Origin of the sequence: Micromonospora sp. WMMD961, assembly GCF_029626145.1 — a bacterium.
GTDB lineage: Bacteria > Actinomycetota > Actinomycetes > Mycobacteriales > Micromonosporaceae > Micromonospora.
This window is the reverse complement of the sequence record NZ_JARUBJ010000002.1, coordinates 6,821,718-6,836,661: the sequence shown is the minus strand read 5'-3', so window position 1 is coordinate 6,836,661 and position 14,944 is coordinate 6,821,718. Positions and strand designations below refer to the sequence as shown.

Here is a 14,944-nt window from a genome sequence, read left to right as displayed (position 1 = left end):
GGTCGGCTCAGGCCCTCCGGTCCCGCGTGGCCCGGTCCAGCGCCCGGTCCAGGACGACCAGCAGGGCGTCCCGCACCGAGAGTCGGTCCCGGGCGTCGAACTGCACCAGGGGAACGTGGTCGCCGATGGCCAGCGCCCAGCGGATCTCGCCGAGTTCCAGGGCCAGCCGCCCGTCGAACGCGTTGACCCCGACCACGAACGGCAGCCCGGCCCGTTCGAAGAAGTCGATCGCCGGGAAGCAGTCGTCCAGCCGCGAGCTGTCCACCACCACCAACGCGCCCAGCGCCCCCCGTGCGAGGTCGTCCCACATGAAGCCGAACCGGGACTGCCCCGGCGTGCCGAACAGGTAGAGCTTGAGACTGCGGTCGATGGTCACACAACCGAAATCCATCGCCACCGTGGTGGTCGTCTTGGTCGACCGGGTACCCGGGTCGTCCACGCCGATCCCGGCGGTGGTCATCTCGGCCTCGGTGGTCAGCGGCGCGATCTCGGAGATCGCACCCACTGTGGTGGTCTTACCGACCCCGAAGCCGCCGGCGACCAGGATCTTGACCGGGATCGGAGGTGCGGCCGGCTTACCGACCGGCGGCGTCGGCTTCGCACCGGACGAGGGCTGGTACGGAGGCGGTGGCGTGGCCGGCGGCGGGCCGGCCCGCCCGATTATCGGACCGGTGCCCGGTGAGCTGCCGTAACGGGCGGCGGCACTGTTCGCGGAGGCCCCGCCCATGGGGGCGACCGGCCATTCAGGAGATCGCACGGAGTCCATCAATCACTCGCAGGATGAGATTGGGGTCGAGGGCGTCGTCGGTGTCGGTGACGTGCACGTCCAGATGCCCGGCCGCCCGTAGATCACCGACCAGGACCCGGGTCACGCCGAAGTGCAGCCGGGTCCGGGCCGAGATCTCGGCCACCGAGATCGGCTCGGCGCAGAGCGCGATGATCGCCTGGATCTCCGGTGCCATCACGGCGTCCGGCGGGCCGGCCCACCAGCCGCTGTCCATCCGGACGGTCACCTGGGTCTCCAGCCCGATCGCCGGGTCGGCACCCGCCACCCGCCCGGAGGTGAGCACGAACGGACGGGGACCTGTCGGCCCGCCACCGCCCGCCTCCGGCTCGGGCAGCGCCGGTGCCGCCGCACCGTCCCCCGGCGGGGGCGGCGTGCGCAGGTACGGGCGGATCCGGACCCGCGGGTCCGGATCCTCGCCGGCGACCTCTGGGGTCACTGCTGGACGGCGTTCTTCAACTCGACGATCAACCGCGGGGTCAGGGCACCGCCGGCCCGCCCGGCGAAGAGCGTCATCTCGTACGCGACGGTGCCCAGGTTCGCCGACCGGTCGGCGACCACCCCGAGCACGGAACCGCTGCTGATCGCGCTGATCAGCAGGTAGCCGTCGGCCATGTCGACGATCACGCGGTTCAGGCCGCCGAGGGCGTACCAGCTGGCTGCCCCACCGGCCAGGCTGGTCATCCCGGAAACGACGGCCGCCAACCGTTCCGCGTTGGACCGGTCCTTGATCGCCGACATGGCCATCAGCAGGCCGTCCGAGGAGACCGCGATCGCCTCCAGGACCCCGGCGGTGCTGGAGGTGAAGGAATCAAGCAGCCAGTTGAACGTACGGGCCTCCGGGCTGAGGTCCCCACCGGCTGCGGGCTGGCTCTGGTGGTCGACGTTGTCGTGCAGGAAGGGGCTGGTCACCGTGATGATCCTTCTTCGTTCCGGTGGTCTGGGCTGACTTCGCGCAGAGCGCGGGCAACGCCCGCCTCGAACTCGCTGATGAGGTTCCGGACCTCGGCCGGGTCACCGAGATGCGTACTGGGCGGTTGGCAGGCCGGGACGGCCGTGAGGTTCGCCCCGGGCACCCGTCGACTCAGCCGGGGCCGAGCCCAAGTGCTGTCCGACGGGCTGGCGTTACCCGCCACCGCGGGGCCGGCGCCTCCCGGCGTGCTCGGCAGGTCGACGGTCGCGCCCAGGTCGGCCGCGGTCGCCCCGACGCTGGCTGCCTCGGCCCGACGTACACCGGCCTGGAACGCCTCGACCAGGGCGCGCGCTGCGGCGGGGTCCGCGCCGGTGGCGTCCACCGGTCGGGTCGGTGCGGCCGAGGCGTCCAGGCTGGCCCCGGGCACCCGCTGCCGGATCCGTGGCCCGGTCGGCGTGCCCGACGGCTCCGCCGCCGGGGGTGCGGGGGCGGTCTGCTCCGGCTGGCTGTGGCCGAACGCGTTCCAGGACGGCCCGGCCTCCAGGCTGCGGGTGGCCCGGCTGAGGAGGTCCGAGTCGAAGCGGGCCGGCGCGGCGATGGCCGCCGCGAGGGATCGGCCGTCCTGGTCGGTCTCGGCTGCGGCCGGCGCACGCCGGTCCCGTTCCGGCACGGTGGCCCGGGCCACTGCGGCTCCGGCCCGGTCGGCGCGGCGCAGCACCAGTGACGTCGACGGGATCTCCAGGTGCGCGGTCACCCCACCGCCGACGGTGGCGGCCAGACCCACCTCCCAGCCGTGCCGGCGGGCCAGCCGACCCACCACGAAGAGACCGAGCACCTCGGTGGGGGCCAGGTCGAGCCGTTCCCGGCGGGTGAACCGGGCGTTCTCCTCGGCCAGCCGTTGTTCGTTCATGCCGATGCCGTGGTCCACCACGGAGATCCGCGCGCCGAGGCCGGCCGCCTCGGCGGCGACCAGCACCCGGGTGTGCGGCGGCGAGAACACGGTGGCGTTCTCCATCAGCTCGGCCAACGCCAGGATGAGGTCACCGACCACCGCCGGCGCGGCCGAGATGCCCGCCGGCACCCGGACCTCCACCCGGGTGTAGTCCTCGATCTCGCCGAGCGCCAACCGGACCAGGTCGGCCAGTGGCACCGGCGCGGTGTGCGCGTCGGCCCCGGCCGCGCCGGAGAGCACCACCAGGCTGCCGGCGTTGCGGCGCAGCCGGCTGGAGATGTGGTCGAGGCGGTACAGGTGCTCCAGCCGACCCGGGTCGGCCTCCTGCTGCTCGAGCCGGTCGATCAGCGCGAGCTGCCGGCCCACCAGGTTCTGGGTGCGCCGCCCGACGTGACCGAACATCTGCGCCACGTTGCGCCGGCCCGCGACCTGCCGCTCGACCAGCCGCGCCGCGGTGTTCTGCACCCGGTCGAAGGCCCGCGCCAGGTCGCCGATCTCGTCGTTGGCCCGGATGTCCACAGGTTCCAACCGGACCGGTTGTGGGCTCTCCGCCTCGTCGTCGGTGACCCGGACCAGCTCGGCTTCGGCGACCCGGGCGACCCGGTCGGCGGAGCTGGTGAGGCGGGTCAACGGTCGAGCCACCGTCCGCGCGACCGCCACACTGAGCAGCACCACCAGCGTCAGGATCAACGCCGCGGCGGCACCGACCAGGTACGCGGCGGTCAGTGCGCGCCGCTGCTCGGCCGTCGCCTCGGCGAGCACGTCGGCGACCAGCTTCTTCTCGACGAACTGACCGAGCCGGATCATCGTGCGGACGGCCGGGAAGAGCGCCTCCATCGGCACCGGGCGGACCGCGGCGGCCGGGTCCCGAGCACTGGTGACCAGGAAGTCCGGGCTGGTACGCGCGGCCACGGCCGCGTCGTTGAGCTGGGCCACGGTGAGCTGCTCGGGCGTGATCAGGCTGCGGAAGCGTGCGCTGTCGACCTGGAGCGCGGCGATGCACGACACGTAACCGGCGACGGTGTCCGGGCTGCCGACCGCCTTGACCAGCAGGCTCAACGTGGCGCAGGCCGCCAGGCCCTCGTCGGCCCGGAGCAGCCCGTCGAGAGCGAGCACCTGACGGCCCGGCAACGTGTCGGTGTCCACCCCGAACACCAGCCGCAGGGACTCGATGATCCCCGTGTGGACCGGGCCGAACGTCTCCATCACCTGACCGGGGTTCGCGACCCGGGCGAGCACTGCGGCCCGCAGGTCGACGAGGCTGGACACCCGGTCCAGGGCGCTGTCCACCCGGTCGGTCAACGCGTCGCTACGAGCGGCCCGCAGGTCGGCCACCCGGTCGTCCACGTCGGCGGACTTGCGGACCAGCTCGCTCCGATCCACCCGGCCGAGCAGGTAACCGACGGAGAGGATGCGTTCCTGCTGGAGGTCCTGGACCAGGCTGCCGACCCGGCTGGCGAGCCGTACCCGCTCGGCGGTGTCGCCGGCCCGCTGGGCTGCGGCTACCCGGTCGAGCATGACCGGCACGGCAAGTCCGATCATGCTGAGCAGCGGGATCACCACGAGAAGGGCGAGTTTGCCGCGGATGCGGAGCCTACCGAGCAGCATCGAACGCCCCCCACTGCGCGGTCTCCGGTTCCCGGACGGCGCCTGCGGGTTGCAGCCCTCGTGGCTCACTGGTCGCCGGTTGCCAGGGATCGCCCCGCACCGGCGTGTCCGGGCTGTCGGTGTGGCTCGCGGCCAGGGCGGCTCGGCGTCGGGCCCGGCCAGCGGCGTTGATCGACAGCGCGGCGAGCCAGCCCAGCAGCAGCACGGCGACGGCCCCCGCTGCGATGATCAGCCAGCGGTCCCGGTCCAGCTCGTCGATGCGCTCGACCAGCAGGGCGTCGAGCTCGGCGAGGATGACCGGTTGGAGTTGGCGGGCCGCGCGGTGTGTGTTGAGCCCGGCGGCGGCCAACTGGGTCTGGTCCACGACGCCGGTGCCCCTCGCCGGGGTGGAGTAGGCGGCCAGCGCCTCCACCGAGCGCTGATAGGTGTCGAGCGGGGTCAGCACGTTGGCGCCGAGGTCGGTGCTCTCCGAGCCGTCCACGGCGGAGCGCAGGTTGTCGACGAGGTCGCCGGCGGGTGCCAGCGCGGCCACCCGTAGGCCGCTCAGCTCCATCAGGGCACGGGGTTGCTCGGCGGCGGGCCGGCGGGAGATCAGCGCACCCAGGTCGGCGAGCCGACCGGCGGCCACCACCGCCTCGGGCAGATCCTGGCCGGCGCTGTCCTGGAGGAAGAAGGAGTCGGCAGCGGGATCACGGACCAGGCCGGAACTTTCCCGGACCTTGCGGTGCAGGGCCAGCAGAAGGTCGGACGCCTCCCCGTACGCCGTGTAGGCGGACTCCGGGTCGGTGGTGGTGCGTCCGCGCAGCGCCTCCAGCTTGGCCCGTACGCCGGCCCAGCGTTCCTGGCTGAGCAGTTCCTTGCCGATGCGGGCGTCCACCGCGGCGGCCTCCTCGACCGCCCGGTCCAACGCCTCCCGGGCGACCGGTCGACCGTTGACGGTGGCGGACTGGGCCTCCACGAGGGCGTCGGTCACTCCGGCCAGGGCGGTGAGGTACTGCACGCCGATGCGTTCGCGGGCCGCCAGGGTCCGGTCGTCGCTGGTCTGCCGCCAGGCGTAGCTGACGAGCAGCCCGACCGGCGCGAGTAGCGCCCCGATGAGCAGCAGCGGCAGCAGGCGGCCCACGGTGGACGGCCGTCGGCGGGCCCGCGGCGCGGGGACTGTCATGTGTGTCTCCTCCGGCGTGGGCGCGGGTTGGTGTGGTCTCGGGTAGCCGAACAGTCCCGTGCACCGGACCGGAAAACTAACCGAACCCCCCACTGGTCAGGCCTTGGTCGGCGAGTCAGGTTCGCGTCAGTTCAAGCGATGTCACCATTTGTCCGCGTCTCGGGCACTCTCCGTTGCGTCGATGGGTGTGACATGGAGGGATCGCGATGGATATCCGCGAAAAGATCGGAATTCACGGAATCCGAAGTCAACTCACTGGGCCGCGCCGGACGGTGCGCGCTCGCACCCCCACCCCCCACCGATCGGGGCAACCGGACGGACGTACGGCGGATCTCAGCCAACGCTCAGGCTGTGGGCCGTACCGTGTGCCGCATGACACCGCCGTCGCCGGCCGCGTGGTTCCGGCGTGCCCTGCCCACCCGCCGCCGCGCGATCGCCGCAGCTGCGGTCGTCGTGCTGCTGGCCGCCGCCGTGACCTGGGCGGTGTGGCCGCGGGGATCGGGCGTACGCACCGAGAGCGCGATGCTCACCGTCCGCTCCGGACCGGCTGGCGACCAGCCGGTGAACCTGGACACGACCTTCTACCTGCCGGACGACGCGTCGTCGGGTCGGAAGGTGCCGGCGGTGCTGTTGGCGCACGGGTTCGGCGGGACGAAGGAGTCGGTGCGCTCCGACGCGGAGGAGTTCGCCGGGCGCGGCTACGCCGTGCTCACCTGGACCGCGCGGGGCTTCGGTCGCAGCGGCGGCGAGATCCACCTGGACAACCCGGACTACGAGGTGCGCGACGCCCAGCGGCTGCTGGACTGGTTGGCAGCTCGGCCGGAGGTGCGCACCAACGCCGCCGGTGACCCGCAGGTGGGTGTGGTCGGCGGCTCGTACGGCGGCGGGTTGGCGCTGCTGCTGGCCGCCCAGGACAGCCGGGTCGACGCGATCGTCCCGATGATCACTTGGAACGACCTGTCCCGGGCCTTCCTGCCGGAGAGCACCGGCGGGGCACCGACCGAGGGCGTGTTCAAGAAGGGCTGGGCCGGCCTCTTCTTCGGTGGTGGGGGCAACGTGGGATCCGGGCCGGCCGGGCTCTCCGGCGTGACCGCCGCCGCGCCGCAGGGCGCACCGGCGTCGGCCGGTCCACCCAGCCCCGGGCCGGGCGCGGGCCCGGGTAACGGTCCCGGTGGCGTCCCGACCGGTGCCGCCGACCCGTCCTGTGGTCGCTTCGCCGCCGACGTGTGCGCCGCGTACCTGCGGATCGCCACCACCGGTCGCGCCGACCAGGCCGCCGTGGACCTGCTGCGTCGGTCCAGCCCGGCGGGCGTCCTGGACCGGATCAAGGCACCCACCCTGCTGGTGCAGGGCGAGGCGGACACGCTCTTCCCCCTCGGCGAGGCCGACGCGAACGCACGTGGCATCGCCGCCGCCGGCACCCCGGTCCGCGTCGCCTGGTTCACCGGCGGGCACGACGGTGGCAGTGGACCCCGCTCGGACTCCGACCGGGTGAAGTTCCTGACCGTGCAGTGGCTCGACCACTACGTCAAGGGCGAGGGCGACGCGCCCGGTGACGACTTCACCTGGTCCCGGATCGCCGGGTTCGACGCGCTCGACCGGGGCCTCGTCGCCACCGCCTTCCGCCGCGCCGACTACCCGGGCCTGACCGGCAACGCCCGCCGGGAGATCCCGGTCGCCGGACCGGCCCAGCCGGTCGCGAACCCGCCCAACGGCAACCCGGCCGCCATCTCCTCGATCCCGTTCGCCGGGGGTCTCGCCTCGCTGCTGGACGGTGTGGCCGGCGACGTGCCCGGCCAGCACGCCCGGTTCGAGTCGGCACCGCTGACCGAGGCGGTCGACGTCGCCGGGTCGCCCACCGTCACCGTGCGGGCCGCGTCGCCGACCGGCGAGGCCGTGCTCTTCGTCAAGCTCTACGACGTCGACCCGGACGGCGCGGCCACCCTGCCGAACGGGCTGGTCGCCCCGATCCGGCTCACCGGCCTGCCGCAGCAGGTGCAGGACGCCCGCCCGGTCACCGTGACACTGCCCGCGATCGTCCGGCGGGTGGAGGCCGGCCACCGGCTGCGTCTCGTGGTGGCCACCTCCGACCAGGCGTACACCACGCCCGCGCAACCGACCGTCTACACGGTGGCGGCGGACGGGGCGGTCACGGTGCCCACGGTCAGCGGCGAGCCGATCCCCACCGCCGCGACGCTCTGGCGCTGGGTGCTCGCCGGCCTGCTCGCGGCCATCGCGATCGGGCTCGTCGTGGTCGTCGCCGTGGTCCGCCGCCGACACCGCCGCCAGGACCGCTCCGTGCATCCGGAGTACGCGGACACCCCGCTGGCCGTGCGCGCACTACGCAAGGAGTACGCGGACGGCTTCGTCGCGGTGTCGAACGTGGACTTCGAGGTGCACCCCGGTCAGGTGGTGGGTCTGCTCGGGCCCAACGGCGCCGGCAAGACCACCACCCTGCGGGTGTTGATGGGGTTGACCCAGCCGACCGCCGGGGAGATCTACGTCTTCGGTCGCCGGCTGGTGCCCGGATCGCCGGTGCTGTCGAGGATCGGCGCGCTCGTGGAGGGGCCCGGTTTCCTCCCGCACCTGTCGGGTCTGGAGAACCTGAAGGCGTACTGGCGGGCCACCGGGCGGCCGTGGGACGACGCGCGGTTCGACGCGGCGTTGGAGATCGCCGGGCTGGGCGACTCGGTGCACCGGAAGATCAAGAACTACAGCCACGGGATGCGCCAGCGCCTGGCCATCGCCCAGGCCATGCTCGGCCTGCCCGAGTTGCTGGTGCTGGACGAGCCGACCGACGGGCTCGACCCGCCGCAGATCGCCGAGATGCGTCGGGTGCTCCAGCGCTACGCCACGGACGGGCGGGCGGTGCTGGTCTCCAGCCACCTGCTGGCCGAGGTCGAGCAGACCTGCACCCACGCGGTGGTGGTGAACAAGGGCCGGATCGTGGCGTCCGGGCCGGTGGAGGAGATCGTGGGCGAGTCGCCGAGCGTGCTGTTCGAGGTGAGCGACCGGGTGGCGGCGCGGGCGGTGCTGGACCGGCTGCACGGCGTCCGGGTGCTGCCGGAGAGCGACGGCCAGTTGGTGGTGGACACCAACGGCACGGCCCGCAGCGAGGTGGTGGCCGAGCTGGTGCGCGCCGGCATCGGGGTGGACCGGGTGGTGCCCCGGCGCCGCCTGGAGGACGCGTTCCTCGCCCTGGTGGGCGAGAACTCTCGGGGAAGCGGTGACCGGTGATGGTTGTTTCCGAAGCGGGCGAGGCCCGCGGTTACCGGGCCGCGGCCACCATGCCCTTCGCGGCGGAGTTCCGGCGGCAGGCGTCCCGGCGGCGTACCCAAGTGGCGCTCGGCTTCATGGTGCTGCTGCCGCTGATCATCCTGATCGCCTTCCAGTTCGACTCGGGCGACGACGACAACGGCCGCAACGAGTTCTCCAGCCTGGTCGAGTTGGCCACCTCGGGCGGCCTCAACTTCACCCTGTTCTCGATCTTCGTGTCGGCGTCGTTCCTGCTGGTGGTCGTCGTCGCGCTGTTCTGCGGGGACACGGTGGCGAGCGAGGCGAGCTGGGGGAGCCTGCGGTACCTGCTGGCGATCCCGGTGCCCCGGGCCCGGTTGCTGACGGTGAAGCTGGTGGTCGCGCTCGCGTACTCGGGGCTGGCCCTGGTGCTGTTGGCCGGCACCGCGCTGCTGGTCGGGACCCTGCGGTACGGCTGGTCGCCGCTGCGCAGCACTGTCGCCGCCGAGCTGGAACCCACCGAGGGGCTGCTCCGGTTGCTGGCGGTGCTCGGCTACCTGGCGGTCGTACTCCTGGTGGTGGCCGGGCTGGCGTTCCTGCTGTCGGTGACCACTGACGCCGCGTTGGGCGCGGTCGGTGGCGCGGTGTTGCTGTGGATCCTGTCCAGCATCCTGGACCAGATCACCGCCCTGGGCGCGATACGCGACTTCCTGCCCACCCACTTCAGCACCGCCTGGCTGGGGCTGCTGTCGACGCCGATGCAGACAGACGACGTGGTGCGCGGCTGCGTCTCGGCGATCAGCTACGCGACGCTGTTCTGGGGGCTGGCGTTCTGGCGCTTCACCCGCAAGGACATCACGTCGTAGCCGGGTCGGCCTTCTTCCAGGCGCTGACGCCGATCCGGCCGGTGTTGCCCAGGTCGACCGGCCCGTCCGGGTCGACCTCGGCGGCTGGCAGCCCGGCAGCCGGCGCGACGGTCAGGTACTTCCCGTTCGTGGCGACCACTGTCGAATCGGTGACGAGGTTGCGCCAGAGCACCACGGCGGTGGCCCGCTCCCCGGTGGCGAGGGTGACCTTCCGGGGCGGCTGGTCGAAGCCGGAGGTGATCTCCTTGGCGCCGTTGACCACCCGCAGCATGACCGGCTCGCGCTGTTCGTCGAACACGTGCAGGATCGGGTACCCGTTGAGCTGATAGGGGCGGTCGCCGCAGTTGACCAGCTCAAGGCCGAGGGCGCGGAGGCCCATCGCGGCGTCCGACCCGGTGGACCGGATCCGCACGCCGGAGGCCGGACACGACGCCATCGGCTCGACGCTGGCCGACGCGGTGGGGCTCGACACGGTCGGCGGCGGGCCTGTCGGGTCTCCGCCCTGGCCGCGATGGCCGTCGGGGGTGCAGGCGGTGAGCACAAGAGCCGCCGCGACCGCTGCGCCGGCCCGTCGCCGTGCTGCCGTACGGCTGAAGATCATCTGTCGATCCTCACCCATCGAGGTGTCCCACCGCTGCCCGACCCTCGCGGCAGCGCTGGTGCAGACCTGCCGTCGGGTGGTCGGAGCCTGTAGAGCTGCCCCGGATCCGGGGCGGTGACACGCCCCTTGGCCGACTGGCGTGCCGTCCCGGTCCGCCTTTCGAGCTGAATCGTTCAGGGCATCGCATGCATGCTTACGCCTGCAGGGCCTGGGTGATCTCGGCGGCGTCGAACCGGGCGGGCTGGAAATCGGCGGCCGAGGCAAGGCCGAGCCATTCCAGCCGGTCGCCGTGCTCGGGGTGGCCGGGATCGCCCAACACCTCGACGAGTTCGGCGTAACCCCAGATGCCGCCGCAGTCATCCGGCGGGGCCGCCCGCCGCCCGCCGGTGCATCGGGGGTACGCGATGGCCTGGCGAGGCAGCACCTTCTCCACGACGATCTCGTGCTCCCAGCCGTCGCCGAAGTCGTACGTGTACCTGAACCGGTCACCGACGCCGGACGCGACCTGTTCCAGCGTCACCGGGGCTTCGGCGCGGTAGCCCAACTCCCGGTCGGCGACCCCGAAGTCGCCGTACGCCGTCTCGAAGACGTGCAGGTGGGAGTCGTTCCAGCCGAACGCCACCTGGATGATGTCGTGCAGGGCGGCCAGGCTGGTGTCGGCGGGCAGTTCCAGGCGTCGCCAGATCGGCGGCTTCGCCCCGCGAAGGCCAACCTTGATCTGGTAGATCGGCGCGGGCGGCGCGGACTTCCTCCGTTTCGCCGGCAGCTTCGTAGGGCTGCCGGCCCGTCGCGAGCCGCGGCTCTGGATCTGCTGCGCCGCCGCGAGGATCTGCGCCATGTCGTCCACCAGACTGAGGGCGGCCGGTCCGTCGTGGTGCCGGGCGGCTGGCCGGGTCGGCTCGGGCAGCGCTCGGATCCAGGCCCGCAGGAGCACGGCCAGCAGGTGGTAACCCGGCCCCTCCTCGTCCCCTTCCTCGAACTCGTCGGCCAACTCGGCGGGGTCGGCCTCCCGGTCGTGGTCCGCACGGGCGTCGAGGGCACGTTCGACCTGCCAGCGAAGTTCGGCAGGGTCCAGCGACTCCTCGGTGACTGTCACGCCCGCGCGGCGGCTGTTCTCCGCGAGCGTGCTGACGACCTCCTCCAGGACCTCGGCGGGAAACAGCACCAGGTTCGCCGCAGCATCACAGTCCAGATGGTCGATGTGGATCACGAACCCGTACGACCGCCCGGCCCGGTCGAAGGTGCAGACGAGCATGGAGGCGCTGCCCGCCGGGTCGGCGAACCGTCGACAGGTGCCGGCCTGGAGCGGTTCGCGCACCTCGTCTGCCCAACTCGGGGCGGGCACCCCCGCGTTCAGCAGCTGCCGGGCGGCCTCGGCGGCGGCCGTCCCGTCGTGCACGGTGTCCAGCGCGAGCAGCACCGCGAGGGCTTCCGGGGTGGCGATCTCGGCCACGGCCGGAACGATGCCAGCGTCGAGCGCTTCGGTGAACCCGTCACCGGCGAGGTCTCCGGCGGCCAGGAACGATGCGGCGAACAGCTCCGCCTCAATGGGATCGTCCGTCTTGAGCAGTTCAGCGCCCCCGGTGACCAGGGCGTCGATGAGCTCGTGCGGGTCGACGTCCGCATCCGAGCACGCCGGGCAGTCGCACGGTTCCGGGTTGACGGGCTCGGCAAGACGCACGACCCGCTGACCTGATCGACTGGACGTGGCACGTTTGCGACGACGGCTCACCGGGCTCATCCGCGCATGTCTACACGGTGCCGACCCGGCCCACAAACGACCCGCCGAGGCTGTGTCACGGTGCCACACAGGGTCCGTCGTGGTCCGCCGGGCGTCCGCAGCGGCCGGTCCCGGCGATCCTGATGTCGCACCAGACCCGGGTACGCACGAACTGTCGGTCTTCCTCGCTGAGCGTCGTCTCGCCGAAGTCGATGGCGAGCACGTGGCCGAGGGAGTGGCGCAGCGCCATGGCCAGCGCCGCAGCGTCGTCGACCCGGCGCAGGGTGGTCGGCAGGTGGATGATCCAGTGCGGTTCGGTCACCGGGACCACCGGCTGTTCGGGGCGGTCGAGGTGTGCCGACAGTCGGTGTGCCGCGACTGCCACTGCCGCAGGGCCTGGCGGATGCGTTCACCCTCGGTGTGCGCGGTGGCGAGATCGCGGCTCAGCCGTTCCAGTTCGTCGGCGACAAGGGCGAGGTAGCCGTACACCTGTGTGGGGTCGAGGCCGCGCCACCGGCGGACATCGAAGGTGGCGGCGCGGACGTGCTGAGGGAGCAGGCGCCGCATGGCCTGGTAGATCACGGTGGGTCGCCTTCCGTTCGATGCTGGTCCCGGGCGGCACCGAGGCGGGCGGGGTCGACCGGCACCCACCCCGGGCCTTTCCCGTCGCGCGGAGGTCCGCGGGCAGGTTTCAGGCGGTGGCGGGTTCCACGCCGGACAACCCACCGGTGTACGACGTGAGCGCGGCGACCGCAGCGGACAGGCTCTCGGCCATCAGCCCGAGTTGGTCGGCGGCGCGGTGCCACTGCCCGGCCGCCGTCTCGGTCGCCGGGTGGCTGGGCCGGTCGTGCTGGTTAGGGTCGAGGAGTTGCTGCCCAGCGGTGGAGATCCGGGCCGGGAGCACACCGATCCGGGTGGCCGCACCGGCCAACTGGTCCCGGACGGTGTCCAGCACCTCGACCAGAGCGCCGATGGTGGCCCGATCCTGATGGCCGGCGTCAGCGCGGAGCAGGTCAACGCCGTCGCTGAGCTGCCGTTCCGCGTCACCGGCCAGGTCGAGCGCATCCTCGCCGCTGCGCCGGGCCAGCCGGATCGCCGGGTGTGCGCAACCCGCCCCGGTCCGTTCCAGCAGCACAGCGGCGGCGGCGACGGCGAGGTACGTCTCCCGCAGCTCGGCGGTCACCTGCTCCACGGACCAGATCGCGCTCGCCTCCGGCACGTCCGTCGTTGTCTCCGACACGGTCACGGGTGGACTCCTCTCGTGGGGTTACGGGGATGCCGGGGCAGCACATGAGGGTGCCGCCCCGGCGAACCGGGCGTACCCGGGGGTGAGTCGTCCCTTGTTTTGCCGACGAGGGCCGCCTCGGCTCCAACATATGATGCCTAGTATTAGTAGTGCAACCCTTGAGACACCAAGAACTTGATGTCATAAGCGAAGAGTGGTCAGATGGTGGTGCCGACGAGGGAGTGCCACCGTGTCAGTCACGCCGTTCTACGAGCGCATAGCCACCGAGATTCGCGATCGGATTAGGTCGGGCGACCTGAAGCCTGGCGACAAGCTGCCGTCCATCTCTGAGCTGTGCGCCCATTACGGGGTCTCTACCCAGGTCATCCGCTCGGCCATGTTGACCCTGCGTGCCGAGGGCCTGATCGAGGGGCATCAGGGTCGCGGCGTCTTCGTGCGTGATCGAGCCGATGACCAACGGTAGGCGTGCCTAGCTGTGAGCACCCCGCATGCCCGCACCACGAAAATTCGAGCGCAACTCCATCTCGGCGAGCGAGGTCGCATGACTCGCGAGACACCTCATCGCGGGTGAGGGCTGCACCAGGCCCGTGTGGAAGGTGGGCGTAACGGGCCGCACCCACAGTGTGGGAGCGTGCCCACGGCGGTTGGCCTGCCGTGACTGGACTATTTGCGCAGCTCAGGGCGCGGTTGTCGCGGCTGTGGCGTTGCGGGTGCTCGACGCGAGGCCCTGGACGCCGGTACATTCCGACCGGGGACTTTCCCACTAGCAAGGAATTTATAAACTTCGATACTTTCATGCCTCACATTGAAGAGATCTGTTTCCTTCGATGGAGGTACCTATGAACGTCACTCGGCTCGGCGGGCCGACCCTGTCCCTGTTCCGCATCGTGATCGGGCTGCTGTTCACGCTGCATGGTCTGACTTCGGTCTTCGGGTTGTTCGGCGGCAACCCCATGACCGGCCAGGCGGTACCGGTCGGCACCTGGCCCGGCTGGTGGGCCGCGCTGATCCAACTGGTCTGCGGCGCCCTGGTGCTGGTCGGGCTGTTCACCCGACCCGCCGCGCTCCTTGCGTCCGGCTCGATGGCGTACGCCTACTTCGTCGTGCACCAGCCGGACCACCTGCTGCCGTTGCACAACGGGGGCGAGTTGTCGGCCCTGTTCTGCTGGTCGTTCCTGCTGGTCGCCGCGCTCGGCTCCGGCCCGTGGGCGCTCGACGCACTGCTCTTCCGGCGTCGCACCGACGCTCCGCCGTCCTCGGTGGCCGAACCCAGCCCGGTGTCCGTCTGACCGCACCCGTCCCGCGCGTCGCCGGAGCCCCGACGAGGTGGTTCCGGCGACGCGTGCTGGGGAGCGCATGTCCGGTGATGCCGTGAACGATTCAGCTCCAAAGGATGCGCGGGACAGGTGCGGGACCAGGGAGCCGGACGCGGGAAGGTCCGAGAGTCGGGCGCGGGAAGGTCGGTGGAGTCGGGCGCGGGGCAGGTCCGCGACGGGGAGTCGGGGCGGTCAGGCCGGCGGGCGGGAGGTGAGGACCGCGTCCAGGAGGCCGGGGTAGAGCTTGTCCACCTCGTCGCGGCGGAGCCGGACCAGGCGGCTGGTGCCGGCGGCGCGGGTGCGGGTCAGGCCGGCCTCGCGCAGCACCTTGAGGTGGTGGCTGCGAGTCGCCTTGGACACCCCGAAGTCGAAGCTTCCACAGGCGGCCTCGCCGCCCTCGGCGAGCGCCCGGACGATCTGCAGCCGCACGTCGTCGGCGAGTGCGGCCAGCACGGCGGTGACCGGTACGGCGGTCAGGTCGGGTTCGTGCGGCTCCATGTGACCAGTGTAACCGTTGTTCGACAAATGTCGAACAAGCT

General features: G+C 72.0%; 15 protein-coding genes. 4 read left to right on the top strand and 11 right to left on the bottom strand.

All coding sequences use genetic code 11. The features are described 5' to 3' along the window. Positions 1-7: 7 nt before the first annotated feature. From O7614_RS31340 to O7614_RS31320, 5 genes are read right to left on the bottom strand one after another with little or no spacing between them, the layout of a single operon-like run. Positions 8-766, bottom strand: coding sequence for an ATP/GTP-binding protein (locus tag O7614_RS31340; RefSeq protein WP_278141959.1), 759 nt, complete (start codon positions 764-766; stop codon positions 8-10). Next, positions 744-1,223, bottom strand: coding sequence for a DUF742 domain-containing protein (locus O7614_RS31335; RefSeq protein WP_278141958.1), 480 nt, complete (start codon positions 1,221-1,223; stop codon positions 744-746). The genes O7614_RS31340 and O7614_RS31335 overlap by 23 nt, the downstream gene beginning before the upstream one ends. Further along, entirely contained in the window at positions 1,220-1,696 is a 477-nt protein-coding gene (locus O7614_RS31330) for a roadblock/LC7 domain-containing protein (protein WP_278141957.1), read from the bottom strand. Before O7614_RS31330 ends, O7614_RS31335 begins: the two co-directional genes overlap by 4 nt. Continuing rightward, positions 1,693-4,257 carry a nitrate- and nitrite sensing domain-containing protein gene (locus O7614_RS31325; protein WP_278141956.1) on the bottom strand — a complete coding sequence of 855 codons (2,565 nt, stop codon included), beginning with the start codon at positions 4,255-4,257 and terminating at the stop codon, positions 1,693-1,695. Before O7614_RS31325 ends, O7614_RS31330 begins: the two co-directional genes overlap by 4 nt. Continuing rightward, positions 4,244-5,422, bottom strand: a complete 1,179-nt coding sequence (locus tag O7614_RS31320; protein ID WP_278141955.1) for a hypothetical protein — start codon at positions 5,420-5,422, stop codon at positions 4,244-4,246. The genes O7614_RS31325 and O7614_RS31320 overlap by 14 nt, the downstream gene beginning before the upstream one ends. 372 nt (positions 5,423-5,794) lie before the next feature. Between O7614_RS31320 and O7614_RS31315 the strand changes: the two genes are divergently transcribed. Both O7614_RS31315 and O7614_RS31310 read left to right on the top strand, forming a co-directional pair. Beyond that, entirely contained in the window at positions 5,795-8,659 is a 2,865-nt protein-coding gene (locus O7614_RS31315) for an alpha/beta fold hydrolase (RefSeq protein ID WP_278141954.1), read from the top strand. Beyond that, complete coding sequence (locus tag O7614_RS31310; protein ID WP_278141953.1) at positions 8,659-9,522, top strand: ABC transporter permease; 864 nt, start codon at positions 8,659-8,661, stop codon at positions 9,520-9,522. Before O7614_RS31315 ends, O7614_RS31310 begins: the two co-directional genes overlap by 1 nt. Here the strand turns inward: O7614_RS31310 and O7614_RS31305 are convergent. From O7614_RS31305 to O7614_RS31285, 5 genes are all read right to left on the bottom strand, one after another. Continuing rightward, on the bottom strand, positions 9,512-10,123 hold the full coding sequence (locus O7614_RS31305; RefSeq protein WP_278141952.1) for a DUF4232 domain-containing protein: 612 nt from the start codon (positions 10,121-10,123) through the stop codon (positions 9,512-9,514). The two genes, O7614_RS31310 and O7614_RS31305, sit on opposite strands and share 11 nt — an antisense overlap. A gap of 193 nt (positions 10,124-10,316) precedes the next feature. Further along, positions 10,317-11,804 (bottom strand): plasmid pRiA4b ORF-3 family protein, encoded by a 1,488-nt coding sequence (locus O7614_RS31300; RefSeq protein WP_278141951.1) that lies wholly within the window; start codon positions 11,802-11,804, stop codon positions 10,317-10,319. Between the two features lie 115 nt (positions 11,805-11,919). Continuing rightward, positions 11,920-12,174, bottom strand: coding sequence for a hypothetical protein (locus O7614_RS31295; protein ID WP_278141950.1), 255 nt, complete (start codon positions 12,172-12,174; stop codon positions 11,920-11,922). Next, entirely contained in the window at positions 12,162-12,410 is a 249-nt protein-coding gene (locus O7614_RS31290) for a DivIVA domain-containing protein (RefSeq protein ID WP_347404409.1), read from the bottom strand. Before O7614_RS31290 ends, O7614_RS31295 begins: the two co-directional genes overlap by 13 nt. Before the next feature lie 124 nt (positions 12,411-12,534). Continuing rightward, entirely contained in the window at positions 12,535-13,089 is a 555-nt protein-coding gene (locus O7614_RS31285) for a hypothetical protein (RefSeq protein ID WP_278141948.1), read from the bottom strand. A 229-nt stretch (positions 13,090-13,318) separates the two neighbouring features. Between O7614_RS31285 and O7614_RS31280 the strand changes: the two genes are divergently transcribed. Together O7614_RS31280 and O7614_RS31275 are read left to right on the top strand one after the other, a co-directional pair. Beyond that, positions 13,319-13,552 carry a winged helix-turn-helix domain-containing protein gene (locus O7614_RS31280; protein ID WP_278141947.1) on the top strand — a complete coding sequence of 78 codons (234 nt, stop codon included), beginning with the start codon at positions 13,319-13,321 and terminating at the stop codon, positions 13,550-13,552. 376 nt (positions 13,553-13,928) lie between these two features. Next, a complete protein-coding gene (locus O7614_RS31275) occupies positions 13,929-14,378 on the top strand; it encodes a DoxX family protein (protein WP_278141946.1) in 450 nt (149 codons plus the stop codon). A 219-nt stretch (positions 14,379-14,597) separates the two neighbouring features. Here O7614_RS31275 and O7614_RS31270 read toward each other — a convergent pair whose 3' ends face one another. Beyond that, positions 14,598-14,903 (bottom strand): metalloregulator ArsR/SmtB family transcription factor, encoded by a 306-nt coding sequence (locus tag O7614_RS31270; RefSeq protein WP_278141945.1) that lies wholly within the window; start codon positions 14,901-14,903, stop codon positions 14,598-14,600. Positions 14,904-14,944: the final 41 nt, after the last annotated feature.